Below are 17,724 nucleotides of genomic sequence, written 5' to 3' on the forward strand. Positions count from 1 at the left end.
GACGGAGGCCCAAGCCCGCAGGCCCGGCCTCCACCCCAAACCGGCTTCGAGAGACCCTCTGATGACCATTGCGACGAACAGCCTGACCGAGACCACGACCGAACCCTTCGCGACGCCGGGCCTGTCCCAGGGCGACGTGGCGGACTACTTCGCCCTGCTCAAGCCGCGGGTGATGTTCCTGGTCGTGTTCACGGCGCTGGTCGGCATGGTGGTCGTACATCCGGACGTGCATCCGGTCGTGGCCTTCGCGTCCCTCCTGATGATCGCCATCGGGGGTGGCGCGTCGGGCTGCCTCAACATGTGGTGGGACGCCGATATCGACGCGGTGATGACCCGCACCCGCAAGCGGCCGATCCCGGCGGGCAAGATCGCTCCCGGCGAGGCCCTGGCCTTCGGCCTGTTCCTGTCGGCGGGTTCGGTGATCATGCTGGGCCTCGTGAGCAACTGGCTCGCGGCGGGGCTGCTCGCCTTCACCATCGTGTTCTACGCCGTGATCTACTCCATGTGGCTCAAGCGCTCGACGCCGCAGAACATCGTGATCGGCGGTGCGGCGGGCGCACTTCCTCCCATCGTGGCCCAGGCGGCGGTCGCCGGGCATGTGGGCTGGGAGAGCATCATCCTGTTCGCCATCATCTTCATGTGGACGCCGCCGCATTTCTGGGCGCTGGCGCTCGTGAAGTCCGGCGACTACGCGCGTGCGGGCATCCCCATGATGCCGAACGTGAAGGGGGCCGACCACACCCGCTTGCAGATCCTGGTCTACACCCTGATCCTGGCCCCCCTCTCCCTGGCCCCCGTGGCCATGGGCTTCGGCGGCCTGGCCTACGCGATCATCGGGACCCTCGGGGGCCTGGGCATGCTGGCGCTCGCCGTGCAGGTCTACCGCCTGCGGGAGGGCGAGCCCGCCGCCCGCGTGGCGCAGCAGCTCTTCGGCTTCTCGATCCTGTACCTGTTCCTGCTCTTCGCGACGCTTCTGGCCGAGCATGCCTTCGGCGTCTTCCGTCCGGTCTTCGGGTAAGCGATGGCCCAGCGTCCCGTCCCCGTCCGCCTGACCCCAGAGGAACAGAAGCGCCGCCGCCAGCGTTCGCTGGCGATCGCCCTGACCTTGGGCGGCCTGGTGCTCCTCATCTTCGTGGTGACCATGGCCAAGCTTGGCCCCCAGGTCCTGAACCGTCCGTTGTGAGGCCCGCGATGAGAGATACGGCTTCCCAGTCCCGCAAGATCCGCATGACGGTCCTGTCCTGCACCGGCATCGTCGCCGGCATGGTGGGGCTCGCCTATGCGTCGGTGCCGCTCTACGAGCTGTTCTGCAAGGTCACCGGCTTCGACGGGACGCCCCGCATCGCCTCGAGCAACACGAGCGAGGCCACGGACCGCAAGGTTTCGGTCCGGCTCGATTCCAACGTGGCGCCGGGCCTCAACTGGCGTTTCTCGCCGGAGACGCCCGAGGTCAAGGTCCGGCTCGGCGAGACCAACACCGTGCTCTACAAGGTGACGAACACCGGCACCCAGCCGACCACCGGAATCGCCACCTACAACGTGCAGCCGGACCTCGCCGGCAGCTACTTCACGAAGCTCGAGTGCTTCTGCTTCACGGAGCAGACCCTGCAGCCCGGCGAGACCCTCGAATCCGCCGTGGTCTTCTACGTCGACCCGCGCATCGCCGAGGATTCCGACGTGAAGCATATCGGATCGCTGACGCTGTCCTATACGTACTTCCCCTCCAAGGGGGGCAAACCGGTGGCGCAGGCCGCGGCATCGAAACCTCAACCCATGGTCCAATAACCGACGTGACAAGCCTGGCAGAACGGGTTTAAAGCGAAGACGAGGCACGGAGACGATACGAGATGGCCGAGGCACACGGCAAGAACCACGACTACCACATCATCGATCCGAGCCCCTGGCCCCTCATCGGTTCGATCAGCGCGTTCATGCTGGCCTCCGGCTTCCTGAGCTGGTGGCGCGGCCTCGAGATCGCCGGCATGCATCTGGGCGCGTTCATCTTCGGCGCGGGCATCATCGGCGTCGCCTACACCATGATCAGCTGGTGGACGGACGTCGTGAAGGAGGCCGAGTCGGGCTTCCATTCCCGCGTGGTCCAGCTTCACCACCGCTACGGCATGATCATGTTCATCGCCTCCGAGGTGATGTTCTTCGTGGCGTGGTTCTGGGCCTATTTCGAGGCTGCCCTCTATCCGAACGACCCGCTGCAATATCAACGCATCGAGGTTCTCGGCGGCGTCTGGCCCCCGAAGGGCATCGAGACCTTCGATCCCTGGCACCTGCCGCTCCTCAACACCCTGATCCTGCTCACCTCCGGCACCACGGTGACCTGGGCGCACCACGCCCTCCTGGAGGGCGACCGCAAGGGCCTGAAGATGGGCCTCTGGTTCACGGTCGCGCTGGGGATCATCTTCTCGTTCGTGCAAGCCTACGAGTATTCCCACGCCACCTTCGGGTTCAAGGGCAACATCTACGGCGCCACGTTCTTCATGGCGACGGGCTTCCATGGCGCCCACGTGATCATCGGGACGATCTTCCTGGCGGTCTGCCTGTTCCGCGCCTATCTCGGCCAGTTCACACCCAAGCAGCATCTCGGCTTCGAGTTCGCGGCCTGGTACTGGCACTTCGTGGACGTGGTCTGGCTGTTCCTGTTCGCTGCCATCTATGTATGGGGCTATGGCGGGCCGGTGGCCGGAGGCCACTAGACCGGAGCCGCAAGGATCAATTCTCGCAGGGCGGCCCATGGCCGCCCTTCGTTTTTCGGCCCGCAGGCACCATGTGCCAGGACCGCGCAGCAGCCGCGAACCGACCGGAGGCCCGTTTTGGCCGAGACCCTGACACCCCCCTCCCCCATCGTGGCCGGCCTCACCTGCCGGTGCCCCCGCTGCGGCAAGGGGCGCATGTTCCAGGGCTATCTGACCCTGCGGCCGTCCTGCGAGGCTTGCGGTCTGGATTTTTCGTTCGCGGATGCGGGCGATGGACCGGCCTTCTTCGTCATGTCGATCGTCGGCATCGTGGTGGTGGGACTTGCCCTGTGGGTCGAGTTCGCCTTCGAGCCCCCGATCTGGCTGCACCTCGTGCTCTGGTTCGGCCTGTCGGCCATTCTGAGCCTGGCCCTCGTGCGGCCCTCCAAAGGCCTGCTCGTCGCCCTGCAATATCACCATAAGGCCGAGGAAGGACGCCTGCACAAGTGACCGCGACGACTCAAAGTCAAGGCTGGCGAACGCTGGTCGCTCCCGCCATCGCGGCGCTCGTCGCCTTCGGCATCCTGGTGGGGCTCGGCACGTGGCAGCTCCAGCGGAAGATCTGGAAGGACGGCCTCATCGCGCAGATCGAAAGCCGGTCCCACGGAGAGCCGGGCGCAATCCTGCCCGAGTCCGCCTGGGGCGCCTGGAAGGCCGCCGACGACGAGTTCCGGCGCGTGCGCGTCTCCGGCACCTTCCTGAATGAGTTCGAGACGCCCGTCTACGGCCTCGCTCCCGCCATGCGGGGCGCTCCTGCCCAGGGCTATTACCTCATGGTGCCCCTGCGGCTTTCGGACGGTGCCGTCGTGATGGTCAACCGAGGCTTCGTGCCCACGGAGCTGCGCGACCCGGCCACCCGGCCGGGCAGCCGGCCCCAGGGCGAGACGGCGGTGACCGGCCTCGTCCGCGCGCCGGAAGAGCGCAATGCCTTCACGCCGGCGGACGATCCGGCCAAAAACACCTGGTTCGCCCGCGATCCCGCATCCATCGCGGCCGCCCGCGGGCTCGGTCGGGTCGCCCCCTTCTACGTGGAAGCCGACGCCACACCCAATCCCGGCGGCTGGCCCAAGGGTGGCCAAAGTCGCCTGGAATTGCCCAACAACCACCTGCAATACGCCTTCACGTGGTTCGGAATCGCCCTCACGCTGATCGGCGTCTTCGTGGCCTTCGCCAGGCGCAGGCTGAAGGGATCGGACACCTGACGGACGGGAAGCCGAGACATCCGGTGACCTGGGATGCCCTGCCCGCTCTTGTTCCGGCAACGCCCCGCGCATAATGTCCGGCGCAATCTGAGGATCTGACATGCTTCATGTATCCACCCGCGGCGAGGCCCCGGCGATCGGCTTCACGGAGGCCCTGCTGGCCGGCCTGGCGCGGGACGGTGGCCTTTATGTTCCGGAAACCTGGCCTGCCTTGTCCCACGGCGCGATCCGGGGCTTCGCCGGAAAGCGTTACGCCGACGTGGCCAAGGACGTGCTCGGGCCCCTGGTGGACGGGGACATTCCCCAAGCCGAACTCGGGCGCATGATCGAGGAGGCCTATGCCACGTTCCGGCATCCGGCGACGTGCCCGATGACCCAGATCGGCGACAATCTGTTCGTGCTCGAACTCTTCCACGGCCCGACGCTCGCCTTCAAGGACGTGGCGATGCAGCTGCTGGGCCGCCTCATGGATCACGCGCTGAAGGCGCGGGGCAGCCGGGCCACCATCGTGGGTGCGACCTCGGGCGATACCGGCAGCGCGGCCGTCGAGGCGTTCAAAGGCCTCGATCAGGTCGATGTGTTCATTCTCTACCCGCATGGGCGCGTGTCCGACGTCCAGCGGCGCCAGATGACCACGGTGGGGTCGCCCAACATCCATGCCATCGCCGTGGAGGGCACGTTCGACGATTGCCAGGCCATGGTGAAGGGCATGTTCAACCATGCCCGCTTCCGGGACGACCTGCGGCTCTCTGGCGTGAACTCGATCAACTGGGCCCGGGTGGCCGCCCAGACCGTGTATTACTTCACGGCGGCCGTGAGCCTCGGCGGCCCGGACCGCGGGGTCTCGTTCTCGGTTCCGACCGGCAACTTCGGCGACATCCTGGCCGGATGGGCCGCCAAGCGCATGGGGCTTCCCATCGAGCGCCTGATGATCGGCACCAACGCCAACGACATCCTGGCCCGGGCGCTGGGCTCCGGCTCCTACGAGATCAAGGGCGTCCAGCCCACCGCATCCCCGTCCATGGACATCCAGATCTCGTCCAACTTCGAGCGCCTCCTCTTCGAGGCCTATGGCCGGGATGCCGGCGCGGTGCGCCGCCTCATGGCAGGGCTCGCCCAGTCCCGCGCCTTCCTCATCGATGCCGAGCCGCTGTCCCGCATCCGCGACGAATTCTCGGCCCAGGCCGTGGACGAGCCGCAGGTCGCCGACGAAATGGCCCGGACCTATCGCGAGACCGGCTACGTGATCGACCCGCACACCGCAATCGGCACCCGCGCGGCCCGCGCCCTGCTCCAGGAGCGCCCCGAGGTTCCGGTGGTGGCGCTGTCCACCGCCCATCCGGCCAAGTTCCCGGACGCGGTCGAGCGCGCCACGGGGATCCGGCCGGCCCTGCCCTCGCACATGGCCGATCTCATGGAGCGACGGGAGACTTTCACGGTGCTGCCCAATGACGAGGCCGCCGTTCAGCGCTTCATCCGCGAGCGGGCCCGCGCGGTGCGGGGTCAAGCCGCATGAACCAGCATTTCCGCGAAAAGCAGGTCAGCATCACCCGCCTCGACAACGGGTTCACGGTCTCGACGGAGCGGATGCCGGAGGTCGCGACCGCGACGCTCGGCGTCTGGGTCGCGACGGGGTCCCGCCACGAGCTGCCCCACGAGCATGGGCTGTCCCATTTCATCGAGCACATGGCCTTCAAGGGCACGGCCCGCCGCTCCGCCCGCCAGATCGCCGAGGATATCGAGAACGTGGGCGGCGAGATCAATGCCGCAACCAGCATCGAGTACACGAGCTATACGGCCCGCGTATTGGGCGAGAACATCGACGTGGCCCTCGACGTGGTTGGCGACATCCTGACGAACTCCGTCTTTGAGGCGGGCGAGATGGCCCGCGAAAAGGGCGTGATCCTTCAGGAATATGCTGCCGTCGAGGATACGCCGGACGATTTGATCTACGACGCCTTCATGGAAACGGCCTTCGGACAGCAGCCCATCGGGCGTCCGATCCTGGGCACACCCGAGACCATCAAGAGCTTCGACGAGGCCACCATCCGCACCTATTTAGGCCGCGAATACGCGCCTGGAAAAATGGCCCTCGCGGCGGCGGGCGACGTGGACCACGCGCAGGTGGTCGAACTCGCGCAAAAGCATTTCGGCGGGCTTCCGGCCGTGGAGATCCGCCAGCCTGAATCCGGGCATTACACCGGAGGCGAGCGGCGTCTGCCGAAAAAGCTCGAACAGGCCAACATCGTTCTGGGCCTGCCAGGGCTTTCGTTCAAGGACCCGAACTATTACGCCACGCATCTCTTTGCCCATATCCTCGGGGGCGGGCTCACCTCACGTCTCTGGCACGAGGTGCGCGAGACGCGGGGGCTCGCCTACTCCATCGATTCCTTCCACTGGCCCTTTTCCGATTCCGGCCTGTTCGGCATCGGAGCCGGAACGGCGGGCTCGGACGTGGCGGAACTGATGGACGTGACTCTGGCTTGCGCGCGTCGCGCCACGGAGGATATCGGCGAGGTGGAACTGTCTCGCGCCAAGGCCCAGATGAAGGTGGCGCTGCTGGCGGCCCTCGAGACGCCGGGCGGGCGGATCGAGCGGGTGGCGCGCCAGCTTCTGTCCTGGGGCCGCATCGTCGCGAGCCAGGAGGTGGTCGCGAAAGTCGATGCGCTTACCGTCGAGCAGGTTCGCGCAGCCGGGCGAGCCGTCCTTGCGGGAGCGCCGACGCTTGCGGCCATCGGACCCATCAAGGGTTTGCCGTCCCTGGCCGCCGTCAAGGCGGAACTTCAGGGCTAGACTGTTACCTCATTCCCGCCGCAAAGTAGGCTCATGGGCGCTGAGACCGTCTCTCAGGGGACGGCTCCCGCCCTGTGACTCCTGCGGACAAGTCGAACCGGATGTTTGCTTTGCCTTGCCCTTGGGGGGCCCGACCGATACCAACCCCATCATGAGCTACGGACGAAAGACGGAAGCGTTGCGGATCGTTTCGTTCGCCATCACCCTTTTCCTGGCGAGCTTCCTCTGCGCGGCCTGGCCGTCCGCCGGTTGGGCCGTCGAATCCGTGCGCGTGGATTCGGACACCAAGGCCATCGACCTCACGCCCATGATCGAGCGTTACCGCTCGGACGGGGACGAAATCCGCATCTCGACGGCGCCCGGCCGCGACGGCATCGTGCGCCGCATCGCCGTGAAGGCCCGCGAGGCGGGCACCCGGCCCGACTGGATCGTCTTCGCGCTCACCAACGATTCCGACGAGCAGGTGGACCGTCTTCTCGTCGCGCCGCACTTCCGGCTCACCGCCTCGGGCGTGATCTGGCCGGATCTCGGTTCCTCCCGCATCGCCGCCATCACGGCGAGCCAGGGCATCAGGCCCGAGAAGGACGAGAGCACCACCGATGCGGACGCTTTCCTGATCACCTTGGATCCGGGAACCACGGTCACCTTCGTGGCGGAGCTGCGCACCGCCGACTTGCCGCAGCTGCATCTGTGGAACGCGGACGCCTACAAGGAGCGCGTCAATGGCCTGACGCTCTACAAGGGCATCATCATCGGCATCGCGGGCCTTCTTGCGCTCTTCCTCACCATCGTGTTCGTGGTGAAGGGCGCCCTCATCTTCCCGGCCGCAGCCGCGCTCGCCTGGGCGGTCTTGGCCTATGCGTGCATCGATTTCGGCTTCTTCCAGCGCATCTTCCCCATCACGGAATCGGCGGAGCGCATCTACCGCGCGGGCGCGGAGGCGGTGCTGGCCGCAACCCTTCTCGTCTTCCTGTTCGCCTATCTCAACCTCAATCGCTGGCACGTGCGCTACAGCCACGTGACGGCCTTCTGGTTGACCTTCCTGGGGGCCCTGATCGGTCTGGCCATCTTCGACCCTCCGGTGGCGGCGGGCGTGGCGCGCATCTCCATCGCGGCCGTGGCCGGCATCGGGTTCATTCTGGTCATCCACCTGGCCACCCATGGCTACGACCGCGCCATCATGCTGGTGCCGACCTGGCTCCTGCTGATCGCCTGGGTGACGGCGGCCGGATTCACCATCATGGGCCAGCTCACCACCGACCTGGTGCCCTCCGCCCTCATCGGCGGCCTCGTGCTGATCGTCATGCTCATCGGTTTCACGGTCCTGCAGCACGCCTTCTCGGGCGGTGCCTTCGCGCAGGGCCTCGTGAGCGACACGGAGCGGCGCGCCCTGGCGCTGGCAGGCGCCGGCGACATCGTGTTCGATTGGGACGTCACCTCCGACAAGATTTTCGTGAGCCCCGAAATCGAGCACCAGTTGGGGCTCAAGACCGGAACGCTCGCGGGAGCCGCCTCCGACTGGCTCCAGCTCATCCATCCCTTCGACCGGGATCGCTACCGGGCGGCCCTCGATACCGTGATCGAACAGCGCCGGGGCCGGCTCTCCCAGGATTTCCGCCTGCGGTCCTCGGGCGGCTCGTATTATTGGTTCCGCTTGAAAGCCCGGCCCATCGTCGGCTCAGACGGCGAGGTCATTCGCATCGTCGGGACGCTCACCGACGTCACCGACTCGCGCACCTCGGAGGAGCGCCTGCTCCACGACGCGGTCCACGACAACCTGACGAGCCTGCCCAACCGCCAGCTCTTCTACGACCGCCTCGAAGCGGCGCTGACCCTGGCCAACCAGGATACGGGCCTGCGCCCGACCGTGCTGGTGGTCGATCTCGACAAGTTCAGGCCGGTCATCGAGTCGGTGGGTCACTCGGCCGGGGATTCGATCCTCCTGACCCTGTCCCGGCGCCTCGGCCGCCTGCTGCGTCCGCAGGATACCCTCGCGCGCATCGGCGGCGATGAATTCGCCGTGATGCTGCTCTCGGAGCGGGAGCCGGACCGGATCATCGCCTTCGCCGACATGGTGCGCCGGGCGATCACGACGCCGATCACCTATGCGGAGCGGGAGATCTTCCTCACCGCCTCCATCGGCATCGTGCTCTACGACCCGCAATCGGCCGCGCGGCGCGAGGAGGTCGTGCGCAACGCGGAGATCGCCGTCGCCCATGCGAAGCGGCAGGGTGGCGACCGGATCGAGGTCTTCCGCCCCACCATGCGGTCCGAACGGAGCGACCGATTCACCCTGGAGACGGACTTGCGCCAGGCGGTCGAGCGCAACGAGATGAAGGTGTTGTTCAAGCCTATCGTCCGCCTGGAGGACCGCACCATCGCGGGCTTCGAATCCATGCTGCGCTGGGATCATCCGCGCCTGGGGCGGATCGGCCCGGACGACTTCATGCCGATCGCGGAGGAAACCGGCACCATCGTGTCCCTCAGCGTTTACCTGCTCGAGCAAACCGGCCGCGAACTCGCGGCGTGGCAGGATGCCCTCGAGGTCGATCCGCCGATTTTCGCCAGCATCAACATGTCGAGCCACCACCTCCTGCGGCACGACCTGCTCCAGGACGTGAAAGCCGTGATCGCCCGGACGGGTGTTCTCCCCGGCTCTCTCAAAATCGAGATGACCGAGAGCATCGTCATGGAAAACCCGGAATACTCGGCCCAGATGCTCATGCGGCTGCGGGATCTGGGAGCCGGCCTGTCCCTGGACGATTTTGGAACGGGATATTCGGCCCTATCCTATCTCCAGCGGTTTCCCTTCGACACAATCAAGGTCGATCAGTCCTTCGTGCGCCAGATGGCGAATGGGAAACCCGTCATTCTGCGCTCCATCGTCAAGATGGCGCACGAACTCGGTATGGAGATCGTCGCCGAGGGCGCCGAAACGGAATCGGAGGCCATCGAGCTCTATCAGCTGGGCTGCGAGTATGCTCAGGGGCCCGTCTTCGGCGAGCCGATGTCGACCCACCAGGCCCGTCAGCTCGTGGGCGCCGGAACCCAGGCCGCCTGATCAGGCGTGACCGGCCTCCATGGACAGCATCGCCGGGTTGATGCCGATGTGACGCATGGCCAGCTCGTACCGCGCCTCGATGGGAGCGGTGAAGATCAGGTCCGGGTTGGCCGGGCAGGTCAGCCAGCCATTGGCCTGGATCTCGTTCTCGAGCTGCCCCGCCTGCCAGCCCGCGTAGCCCAGCGCCAGCACCGCGCTGGATGGACCGCGGCCTTGCGCGATGGCCCGCAGGATATCGACGGTCGCCGTCAGGCAGACACCGTCATCGATAGGCAGCGTGGATTGAGCGATGTGGTAGTCCGGCGAATGGAGGACGAACCCCCGGCTGGTTTCCACGGGACCGCCCATCAACACCTGCATGGCCCCCACGGATTTCGGCAAAGCGATCCGCTCCGCCTCGGGAACGATCTCCAATTGAACGAGGAGGTCGGGAAGGTTCAAGTTGGTGGCGGGCCGGTTCAGGACGATGCCCATGGCGCCCTCGGCCGAATGAGCGCACACGTACACGAGCGATCGGGAGAAGGGCTCACCGGTGACGGACGGCATTGCGATGAGAAGCTGCCCTTCCAGGTAGCTCGGCTCTTGGTCGGCGGTTCGGGTCAGCTTCAAGGGCATGGCTCGATTTCTGTTGTTGCCGTTACGTCATCTTAGCCCGCGTTCACGGGAAAGTGGATAGCCGCATCGGAATGAACACCATAAGGGAAGCGCCGCAAGGAGGCAGGAGTTCCATGGCAATCGTGTTGCGCGTTCTCGGAGCAGGGCTTTTCCTGGCGCTCTCGTCCCAGCCCTCGCCGGCGCAGGACGCTTCGCCCTGGAGCAAAGGGCTTCACTCGCAGGTGCGGCTGCTCTCAGGCGGCGAGACCGGGCATAAACGGCTGGCCGGATTGGAGATTGATCTCGATTCCGGCTTCAAGACCTATTGGCGCAATCCCGGCGAATCCGGCCTCCCGCCCCGCTTCGACTGGTCCGCATCGCGCAATGTGGCGGACGTGCAGGTGCTCTGGCCCGCGCCCGCCCGCGTCGAAGATGCCGGCGGGGTCGCCCACGTCTACAGTCACGAAGTCGTGCTTCCGCTTCTCGTGACCCCCCGCGACCCGGCCAAACCCGTCAGCCTCGACCTGACGCTGGATTTCGGCGTCTGCAAGGATATCTGCATTCCGGCTCACGCGGAGGTGGACCTGACCCTCGATGGCGCGGGCGAGAAGGCCGCGATCGACCGGGCCCTGGCGCAGGTTCCGAAGCCGCAGGCCCTGGGCGCGCCGGAGCCCCTCTCGATCCTGGACGTGACGCCCGAGGCTGGCAATCCGTCCGTCTTCCGCGTCAAGGTCCGGGTTCCGGACGGCGCGAGCCCGTCTCTTTTCGCCGAAGGTCCCGAAAACTGGTACCTGTCCACGTCCCGGCCTGACGGCCCGAACGGGTTTACCGTCACGGTGGACGAGAAGCCCGCGGACGCGCGGGACGCACCGGTGACCCTGACCCTCGCGGCGGGCGGACACGCGGTGGAAACGCAACTTCGTCTCGACGGCGCTCCCAAGCCGCGCTAGACCGATGGGGGCGGCCTTCGTCGCCTTCCCATCGGAGCCAAGTCCCATGACGATTCAGGCCGGAGATCGCCTGCCCCAGGTAACGTTTCGCGTCATGACCCCAGAGGGTCCGGCTGCCAAGACCACGGACGACGTTTTCAAGGGCCGCACCGTCGCTCTGATCGGCGTCCCGGGCGCCTTCACGCCCACCTGCCACAAGAACCACCTGCCAGGCTATGTCCAGAAGGCGGACGAGCTGCGCTCCAAGGGCGTCGACGCCATCGCGGTCACGGCCGTCAACGACGTGTTCGTCATGGATGCTTGGTCCAAGGCCTCCGGGGGCGACAACCTCGAGTTCCTGGCGGACGGGAACGGCGATTTCGCCCGCGCCATCGGACTGACGATGGACGGGTCGGGCTTCGGCCTCGGCCAGCGCTCGCGCCGCTACTCCATGGTGGTGGAAGACGGCGTGGTGAAGAGCCTGAACGTGGAGGAAGCGTCCGGCAAGGCGGAACTGTCCGGCGTGGACAACCTGCTGACTTGCTTGGTCTGAGCCCTAACCGAGCTTACGCGACGGGGGGCGCCGCGGGCGCCCCTTTGCGCGTCTTGTAGGGCTGCATGGCGGCGACCGCCAACGCGTCGACGCGAATGTTCATCGGGTCGCTCGCGTGGCCCTTCACCCAATGCCAAGCCACCGCGTGCCGGGACGCCGCCTCGTCCAGGCGGCGCCAGAGATCGTCGTTCTTCACGGGTTTGTTGTCGGCCGTTCGCCAGCCCCGGCGCTTCCAGTTGGCGAGCCAGGACGTGATGCCCTGCCGGACGTATTGGGAATCCGTGTAGAGATCGATCTGGCAGGATCGCTTCAGGGCGTTCAGCCCTTCGATCGCGGCCTGAAGCTCCATGCGATTGTTCGTCGTGAAAGCCTCGCCGCCCGAGACCTCCCGCTCCTGGCCGCGGAAGGACAGGATCGCTCCCCAGCCACCGGGTCCAGGGTTCCCCGAACAAGCCCCGTCGGTGTAGATCGTGACGCGCTCGGTCCCGCTCATGCGTCGAGCCCGTAATCGCGCGCGCTGCGCACGTGCCGATGGAAGGCGAGCTTGCGGTCGTATTCCAGCGGGTCCTTCGGCTTGACCAGCGCGCCGGGCGGCACGTTGAGCCAATCGACCAGGCGGGTGAGCATGAAGCGCAGGGCCGCGCCCCGGCACAGGACCGGCAAGGCCTCGGCCTCCGCGGCGTTCAGGCGCCGGACCGCCTGATAGCCGGCGAGCAGCGCCTGCCCCTTGGTCAGGTTGAAGGATCCATCCGCCTCGAAGCACCAGGCGTTCAGGCAGATCGCAACGTCGTACGCGAAGGCGTCCGTGCAGGCGAAGTAGAAGTCGATCAGGCCCGACACCTCGGGGCCGATGAAGAAGACGTTGTCGGTGAACAGGTCCGCATGGATGATCCCCGCGGGCAGGCCCGAGGGCCACGCGGTGTGCAGGCCGTCGAGCTCCCGCCGCGTCCGCTCGGCCAAGCCCGGCGAGACCGTGTCGGCCTGGGCCTCCGCCTGGGCGAAGAGAGGCGGCCAGCCGTCCAGCGAGAGGGCGTTGGGCCGGGACATCGGGAAGTCTTCGCCCGCCAGATGCAGCCGCGCCAGGGCCCCGCCAAGGGCCCCGCAATGCTGCGCCCTCGGGCGGCGGACCGCCACCCCGTCCAGGAACGTGATGATCACGGCGGGGCGCCCGGACAAGCGCCCCAGCGCCTCGCCGTTTCGGTTATTCACCGGCAGGGGGCAGTTCAAGCCCCTGTTGGCGAGGTGCTGCATCAGCGACAGGAAGAAGGGCAGATCCGTCTCCCGCACGCGCTTCTCGTAGAGGGTGAGGATGTAGGACCCCTCCGTCGTGTGCAGGAAGTAATTGGTGTTCTCGACCCCCTCGGCGATGCCCTTGTAGGACAGAACCGTGCCGATCTCGTAGGTGGCGAGGAACGCCGCGAGGTCCTCGTCGGAGACTTCGGTATAGACCGCCACGGCTTACTCCGCAGCCTGTTCGCGAAGCTCGCGCGGGAGGGGGAAGAAGACGCTCTCGTCGGCCGTGGAAACGCTCTCCACCGTCACGGCGTAGCGCGCCGCGAAGGCGTCGATGATCTCCTCGACCAGGACCTCGGGCGCCGAGGCGCCCGCCGTGACCCCGAGGCTGCGCAGGTTGCCGAACAGGCTCCAGTCGATGTCCTCGGCGCGCAGGATGAGGCGCACCAGCCCGCAGCCCTCCCGCTCGGCGACCTCCCGCAGGCGCTGCGAGTTCGAGGAATTGGGCGACCCCACCACGATCATGGCGTCTACCTGGGGGGCGACCCGCTTGACCGCGCCCTGCCGGTTCGTGGTGGCGTAGCAGATGTCTTCCTTATGGGGGCCGGCGATGGACGGGAAGCGGCCTTTCAGGGCGTCCACGACCTCCTGGGTGTCGTCCACCGACAGGGTCGTCTGGGTCACGAAGGCGAGGTTGTCGGGCTCGGCCGGCTCGAGGGCCAGGACGTCGGCCACGGTCTCCACCAGGGTGACGACGCCCTCGGGCAGCTGCCCCATGGTGCCGACGACCTCCGGATGGCCCGCATGGCCGATCAGGATGATCCGGCGGCCCCGCTTGTAGTGGACCTGGGCCTCCCGGTGAACCTTCGTGACCAAGGGGCACGTCGCATCGATGGCCAGGAAATTGCGGGCGGCCGCGGCCTCCGGCACGGATTTCGGCACGCCGTGGGCCGAGAAGATCACGGGCGCCTCGGTGTCCGGAATTTCATCCAGTTCGCGCACGAAGACCGCGCCCTTCCGCCTGAGGCTCTCCACCACGTATTTGTTGTGAACGATCTCGTGGCGCACATAGACCGGCGCCCCATGGATCGCGAGAGCCTTCTCGACGGCGTCGATGGCGCGGACCACGCCGGCGCAGAAACCGCGCGGGGCGCAGAGCAGGATGTCGAGAGGCGGTTTGGTCATGACGCCCGCGATGTGGCGAGTGGGAGCCCATCCTGTCAAGCGGGAGCGACGCTTATTCGCGGGAATCGGACCCGGGTCCGCAGGGGGAGCATTCTTTCTCAAGAAAGCCTCGCCCTCCGGCGGAAGACCCTCTAGAACGAGAACGCTCGATCCCCCGAATTCCGTGCATTCTGCCATGGCTGCGGCTTCTCACGTCAGTTTCCTGCCCCCCATCCTGACTTTCTGCGGCGCGGCCGTGGTCGCGGTGCCGCTTTTCCGCTTCATGGGCCTGAGCGCGGTGCTGGGCTATCTGGCCGCCGGGGTGATCATCGGACCGTCCGTCCTGAGCCTGGTGGGGGATCCGGCCACCATCGCCACGGTGGCGGAGTTCGGGGTGGTCCTCCTGCTGTTCATCGTCGGGCTCGAGCTCAAGCTGTCCCACCTGTGGGAGATGAAGCGGGACATTTTCGGGCTCGGGCTGCTCCAACTCACCGTCACGGGGCTGGTTCTGGGAGGCCTGTCCGTTCTGGCGGACGTGCCGCCTGTCGGGGCGGTGGTCATCGGCATCTCGCTCGCCCTCTCGGCCACCGCCATCGCGCTCCAGATGCTGGGCGAGCGCAACGATCTCCAGACCCCCTACGGCCAGCGCTCCTTCGCCATCCTGCTGTTCCAGGACCTGTCCATCGTGCCCGTGCTGGCGGCCCTGCCGCTCCTGGCCACCGGCATGGCGGCCGCCAACCTGGCCGCCGATGCGGGACACGGGTCCGAGGGCGGGATCATGGCCGTGGTCAAGGCCGTGGGAGCCCTGGTGGCCGTGATCCTGATCGGCCGATACGGGCTGAACCCCTTCTTCCGGATCCTGGCCCGCACCGGCGCCCGCGAGGTCATGACGGCCTCGGCGCTTCTCGTGGTGCTCGGCGCCGCCCTCCTCATGGAAGAGGTCGGGCTGTCCATGGCCATGGGCGCCTTCCTGGCCGGGCTCCTGCTCGCGGAATCCAACTTCCGCCACCAGCTCGAGGCCGACATCGAGCCGTTCCGCGGAATGCTGCTGGGCCTGTTCTTCATGAGCGTGGGGATGTCCATCGACCTGTCCCTCGTGCGGGAGCAATGGTTCGTCCTCGCGATCGCCGCCCCCGTGATCGTGGTCAGCAAGACGGTCATCATCGCGGTGCTGTCGCGCCAGTTCGGCGCGACGTGGAGCGACGGCTTCCGGTCCGGCGTGCTCCTGTGCCCGGCGGGCGAGTTCGCCTTCGTGCTCCTGCCTGTCGCGACGAACCAGGGCCTCATGCCCCTGGCGATCGCACAGCTCGCCACCGCCCTTGCGGCGATTACCATGCTGGTCGGGCCGGTCGTCGCCACGATGCTCGAAAAGGCGCTCGGCCGACGGCACGCGGACGCCGATTCCGGCCCGGACGCGCTGCCGGGCCATGGGGAAGAGCTGTCGAGCCGCGTTCTCGTGATCGGCTTCGGGCGCTTCGGCCAGATCGTGAACCAGGTTCTCCTGGCGCAGGGGATCGACGTGACCGTCATCGACAAGGACGTGGAGCGCATCCGCGACGCGGCCCGGTTCGGCCTTCGGGTCTATTATGGCGACGGCACACGGCTCGACGTGCTGCGGGCCGCCGGGGCCGAGAAGGCCGAGATGATCTGCGTCTGCACGGACGATCCGGACACGACCCTGAAGATCGTGGAGATCATTCACGAGAATTGCCAGAACGCCCGCAGCTTCGTGCGCGCCTACGACCGGATCCAGGCGATCAACCTCATGAACCATGAGGTGGATTACCAGCTGCGCGAATGCTTCGAATCCGCGATCGCGTTCAGCCGTGCCGCCCTGGAGGAGCTGGGAACGGCGCCGGAGGCCGCCGCCGCCGTGGCCGACGAGGTGCGCAAGCGCGACATCGCCCGGATGATGCTCCAGCGCGACGGCAACACCATGGGCGGCGCTGAACTCATGGTCGGCTCGAAGATCGCCCCGGAGCCCCTGACGGCTCCCGTCGCCCGCGCCCGGGCGCTCAACGCGGAGACCCGGGACATCCTCGGCGAAGGGGCCCTGTAATGGACGAGCCTCAACCGCCCGACCTGTCGAGGACGCTCTCGGAGCCGCCCCGCTTCGTGGTCGGATCCACCATGCGCCACGTCCTGGTGATGACCGGCACGGGGGCGGCCGGCCTCATCGCGATCTTCGTCGTCGATCTCGTGTCGCTGCTCTACATCTCCTGGCTCAACGACCCCCGCATGACGGCGGGCGTGGGCATCGCCACGGTCGTGATGTTCTTCAGTATCTCGCTCAATGTCGGCCTGATGATCCCCATCGGGGCTCTCGTGTCCCAGGCGCTGGGCGCCCGCGACCGGACCCGGGCGCGGCGCCTGGCCACGACAGGCTGCGTTCACATGACTCTGATCGCGACGGGCGTGAGCGTGCTGATCATCCTCGCCTTGCCCTGGATCATGGCGGCCATGGGGGCGGGCGAGGCGGTGCAGCGGGTGGCCACGCACTTCCTCTGGATCTGCCTGCCCACCAACGGGATCGTGGCCCTGGGCATGGGCCTCACCACGGTACTGAGAGCGGCCGGGGACGCCAAGCGCAGCATGTACGCGACCCTGGCCATCGCGGCCGTCACCATCGTGCTCGACCCCCTGTTCATCTTCACGCTCGGCCTTCAGTCCAACGGAGCGGCCCTGACAGTCAACCTGGCGCGGGTCGCCTATGCGATCATCGCCCTGCTCTTCGTGGTTCGCGTACATGGCCTGCTGGCCCGCCCCACCGTTCAAGACGTCCTGGCGGATGCGAGTCCCTTCTATGCGATCGCGGTTCCGGCGATCCTCACCAACATCGCCGCCCCGGCGGCCAACGCCTTCTTCACCGGCGTGATGGCCCGCTTCGGCGACCAGGCCATCGCGGCCTCCGCCATCATCGACCGGGTCACGCCCGTGGCCTTCGGCGGCCTCTTCGCCCTCGCGGGCGCCATCGGCCCCGTCATGGGCCAGAACTGGGGCGCGCGGCGCTACGACCGCATGCGTCAGGCCCTGAAGGACTCGCTCACCTTCACGATCGTCTATGTGGCGGCCGTGTGGGTGATCCTGGCGCTCCTGCGTTATCCCCTGGCCGCCCTGTTCAATGCCGAGGGCCTGACGGCGGATCTCATCGTCTTCTTCTGCCAGATCAGCGGCTTCATCTGGCTTTTCGTGGGCTTGGTGCTGTTGTCGAACGCATCCTTCAACAATTTGGGCTTTCCGCTCCTGTCGACCTTCTTCAACTGGGGCCGCGCAACGCTGGGCATGATCCCGTTCGCCTATCTGGGCGCCCAGTGGGGCGGCCCCCGGGGCGCGCTGATGGGCATCGGGGCGGGCTCCGTCCTGTTCGGCATCGCCGCGGTGGTGACTGCCTTCTGGACAATCCGGCGTCTGGAGCGTCAAGCTAAGGGTCCGCAAACGCTCTGAGGGA

At 67.0% G+C, this 17,724-nt stretch carries 17 protein-coding genes; 13 read left to right on the forward strand and 4 right to left on the reverse strand.

The window, feature by feature from the left end; all coding sequences use genetic code 11:
• Nucleotides 1–61 precede the first annotated feature (61 nt).
• From ILT42_RS01595 to ILT42_RS01635, 9 genes are all read left to right on the forward strand, one after another.
• Nucleotides 62–1,018, forward strand: coding sequence for a heme o synthase (locus ILT42_RS01595; RefSeq protein WP_204213557.1), 957 nt, complete (start codon nucleotides 62–64; stop codon nucleotides 1,016–1,018).
• 3 nt (nucleotides 1,019–1,021) lie between these two features.
• On the forward strand, nucleotides 1,022–1,183 hold the full coding sequence (locus tag ILT42_RS01600; RefSeq protein ID WP_204213558.1) for a hypothetical protein: 162 nt from the start codon (nucleotides 1,022–1,024) through the stop codon (nucleotides 1,181–1,183).
• An 8-nt stretch (nucleotides 1,184–1,191) separates the two neighbouring features.
• Nucleotides 1,192–1,785: a cytochrome c oxidase assembly protein gene (locus tag ILT42_RS01605; RefSeq protein ID WP_204213559.1), complete on the forward strand. Its 594-nt coding sequence runs from the start codon at nucleotides 1,192–1,194 to the stop codon at nucleotides 1,783–1,785.
• A gap of 62 nt (nucleotides 1,786–1,847) precedes the next feature.
• Complete coding sequence (locus tag ILT42_RS01610) at nucleotides 1,848–2,708, forward strand: cytochrome c oxidase subunit 3 (RefSeq protein WP_204213560.1); 861 nt, start codon at nucleotides 1,848–1,850, stop codon at nucleotides 2,706–2,708.
• A gap of 117 nt (nucleotides 2,709–2,825) precedes the next feature.
• A complete protein-coding gene (locus tag ILT42_RS01615) occupies nucleotides 2,826–3,197 on the forward strand; it encodes a DUF983 domain-containing protein (protein ID WP_229428319.1) in 372 nt (123 codons plus the stop codon).
• Nucleotides 3,194–3,949: an SURF1 family protein gene (locus ILT42_RS01620; protein WP_204213561.1), complete on the forward strand. Its 756-nt coding sequence runs from the start codon at nucleotides 3,194–3,196 to the stop codon at nucleotides 3,947–3,949. The genes ILT42_RS01615 and ILT42_RS01620 overlap by 4 nt, the downstream gene beginning before the upstream one ends.
• 100 nt (nucleotides 3,950–4,049) lie before the next feature.
• The gene (thrC, locus tag ILT42_RS01625) at nucleotides 4,050–5,465 is read left to right on the forward strand and encodes a threonine synthase (protein WP_204213562.1); all 1,416 of its coding nucleotides are present in this window, start codon (nucleotides 4,050–4,052) and stop codon (nucleotides 5,463–5,465) included.
• On the forward strand, nucleotides 5,462–6,742 hold the full coding sequence (locus tag ILT42_RS01630; protein ID WP_204213563.1) for a M16 family metallopeptidase: 1,281 nt from the start codon (nucleotides 5,462–5,464) through the stop codon (nucleotides 6,740–6,742). The genes thrC and ILT42_RS01630 overlap by 4 nt, the downstream gene beginning before the upstream one ends.
• A 178-nt stretch (nucleotides 6,743–6,920) precedes the next feature.
• Nucleotides 6,921–9,803, forward strand: coding sequence for an EAL domain-containing protein (locus ILT42_RS01635; RefSeq protein ID WP_407664530.1), 2,883 nt, complete (start codon nucleotides 6,921–6,923; stop codon nucleotides 9,801–9,803).
• Here the strand turns inward: ILT42_RS01635 and ILT42_RS01640 are convergent, their stop codons facing one another.
• Nucleotides 9,804–10,418, reverse strand: a complete 615-nt coding sequence (locus ILT42_RS01640; protein WP_204213565.1) for a YqgE/AlgH family protein — start codon at nucleotides 10,416–10,418, stop codon at nucleotides 9,804–9,806.
• 113 nt (nucleotides 10,419–10,531) lie between these two features.
• Between ILT42_RS01640 and ILT42_RS01645 the strand changes: the two genes are divergently transcribed.
• Both ILT42_RS01645 and ILT42_RS01650 read left to right on the forward strand, forming a co-directional pair.
• Complete coding sequence (locus ILT42_RS01645) at nucleotides 10,532–11,347, forward strand: protein-disulfide reductase DsbD domain-containing protein (RefSeq protein WP_204213566.1); 816 nt, start codon at nucleotides 10,532–10,534, stop codon at nucleotides 11,345–11,347.
• A gap of 46 nt (nucleotides 11,348–11,393) precedes the next feature.
• Entirely contained in the window at nucleotides 11,394–11,879 is a 486-nt protein-coding gene (locus ILT42_RS01650; protein ID WP_204213567.1) for a peroxiredoxin, read from the forward strand.
• A 13-nt stretch (nucleotides 11,880–11,892) separates the two neighbouring features.
• On the opposite strand, the gene rnhA is transcribed toward ILT42_RS01650, so the two are convergent.
• The 3 genes from rnhA to ispH are packed head-to-tail and all read right to left on the reverse strand — an operon-like array spanning nucleotide 11,893 to nucleotide 14,297.
• The gene (gene rnhA / locus ILT42_RS01655) at nucleotides 11,893–12,372 is read right to left on the reverse strand and encodes a ribonuclease HI (protein ID WP_204213568.1); all 480 of its coding nucleotides are present in this window, start codon (nucleotides 12,370–12,372) and stop codon (nucleotides 11,893–11,895) included.
• The gene (locus ILT42_RS01660) at nucleotides 12,369–13,334 is read right to left on the reverse strand and encodes a homoserine kinase (protein ID WP_204213569.1); all 966 of its coding nucleotides are present in this window, start codon (nucleotides 13,332–13,334) and stop codon (nucleotides 12,369–12,371) included. Before ILT42_RS01660 ends, rnhA begins: the two co-directional genes overlap by 4 nt.
• Before the next feature lie 3 nt (nucleotides 13,335–13,337).
• Nucleotides 13,338–14,297: a 4-hydroxy-3-methylbut-2-enyl diphosphate reductase gene (gene ispH / locus ILT42_RS01665; RefSeq protein WP_204213570.1), complete on the reverse strand. Its 960-nt coding sequence runs from the start codon at nucleotides 14,295–14,297 to the stop codon at nucleotides 13,338–13,340.
• A gap of 175 nt (nucleotides 14,298–14,472) precedes the next feature.
• On the opposite strand from ispH, the gene ILT42_RS01670 reads away from it, so the two are divergent.
• Both ILT42_RS01670 and ILT42_RS01675 read left to right on the forward strand, forming a co-directional pair.
• A complete protein-coding gene (locus ILT42_RS01670) occupies nucleotides 14,473–16,335 on the forward strand; it encodes a monovalent cation:proton antiporter-2 (CPA2) family protein (RefSeq protein ID WP_204213571.1) in 1,863 nt (620 codons plus the stop codon).
• A complete protein-coding gene (locus ILT42_RS01675; RefSeq protein ID WP_204213572.1) occupies nucleotides 16,335–17,720 on the forward strand; it encodes an MATE family efflux transporter in 1,386 nt (461 codons plus the stop codon). Before ILT42_RS01670 ends, ILT42_RS01675 begins: the two co-directional genes overlap by 1 nt.
• Nucleotides 17,721–17,724: the final 4 nt, after the last annotated feature.

It is taken from the genome of Microvirga pudoricolor, assembly GCF_016892705.1.
Taxonomy (GTDB): domain Bacteria; phylum Pseudomonadota; class Alphaproteobacteria; order Rhizobiales; family Beijerinckiaceae; genus Microvirga; species Microvirga pudoricolor.

Coding starts and splice junctions, on each gene's coding strand:
- ILT42_RS01595 (WP_204213557.1), top strand. CDS start 62: ATGACCATTGCGACGAACAGCCTGACCGAGACCACGACCGAACCCTTC.
- ILT42_RS01600 (WP_204213558.1), top strand. CDS start 1,022: ATGGCCCAGCGTCCCGTCCCCGTCCGCCTGACCCCAGAGGAACAGAAG.
- ILT42_RS01605 (WP_204213559.1), top strand. CDS start 1,192: ATGAGAGATACGGCTTCCCAGTCCCGCAAGATCCGCATGACGGTCCTG.
- ILT42_RS01610 (WP_204213560.1), top strand. CDS start 1,848: ATGGCCGAGGCACACGGCAAGAACCACGACTACCACATCATCGATCCG.
- thrC (WP_204213562.1), top strand. CDS start 4,050: ATGCTTCATGTATCCACCCGCGGCGAGGCCCCGGCGATCGGCTTCACG.
- ILT42_RS01630 (WP_204213563.1), top strand. CDS start 5,462: ATGAACCAGCATTTCCGCGAAAAGCAGGTCAGCATCACCCGCCTCGAC.
- ILT42_RS01640 (WP_204213565.1), bottom strand. CDS start 10,418: ATGCCCTTGAAGCTGACCCGAACCGCCGACCAAGAGCCGAGCTACCTG.
- ILT42_RS01645 (WP_204213566.1), top strand. CDS start 10,532: ATGGCAATCGTGTTGCGCGTTCTCGGAGCAGGGCTTTTCCTGGCGCTC.
- ILT42_RS01650 (WP_204213567.1), top strand. CDS start 11,394: ATGACGATTCAGGCCGGAGATCGCCTGCCCCAGGTAACGTTTCGCGTC.
- rnhA (WP_204213568.1), bottom strand. CDS start 12,372: ATGAGCGGGACCGAGCGCGTCACGATCTACACCGACGGGGCTTGTTCG.
- ispH (WP_204213570.1), bottom strand. CDS start 14,297: ATGACCAAACCGCCTCTCGACATCCTGCTCTGCGCCCCGCGCGGTTTC.
- ILT42_RS01670 (WP_204213571.1), top strand. CDS start 14,473: ATGGCTGCGGCTTCTCACGTCAGTTTCCTGCCCCCCATCCTGACTTTC.
- ILT42_RS01675 (WP_204213572.1), top strand. CDS start 16,335: ATGGACGAGCCTCAACCGCCCGACCTGTCGAGGACGCTCTCGGAGCCG.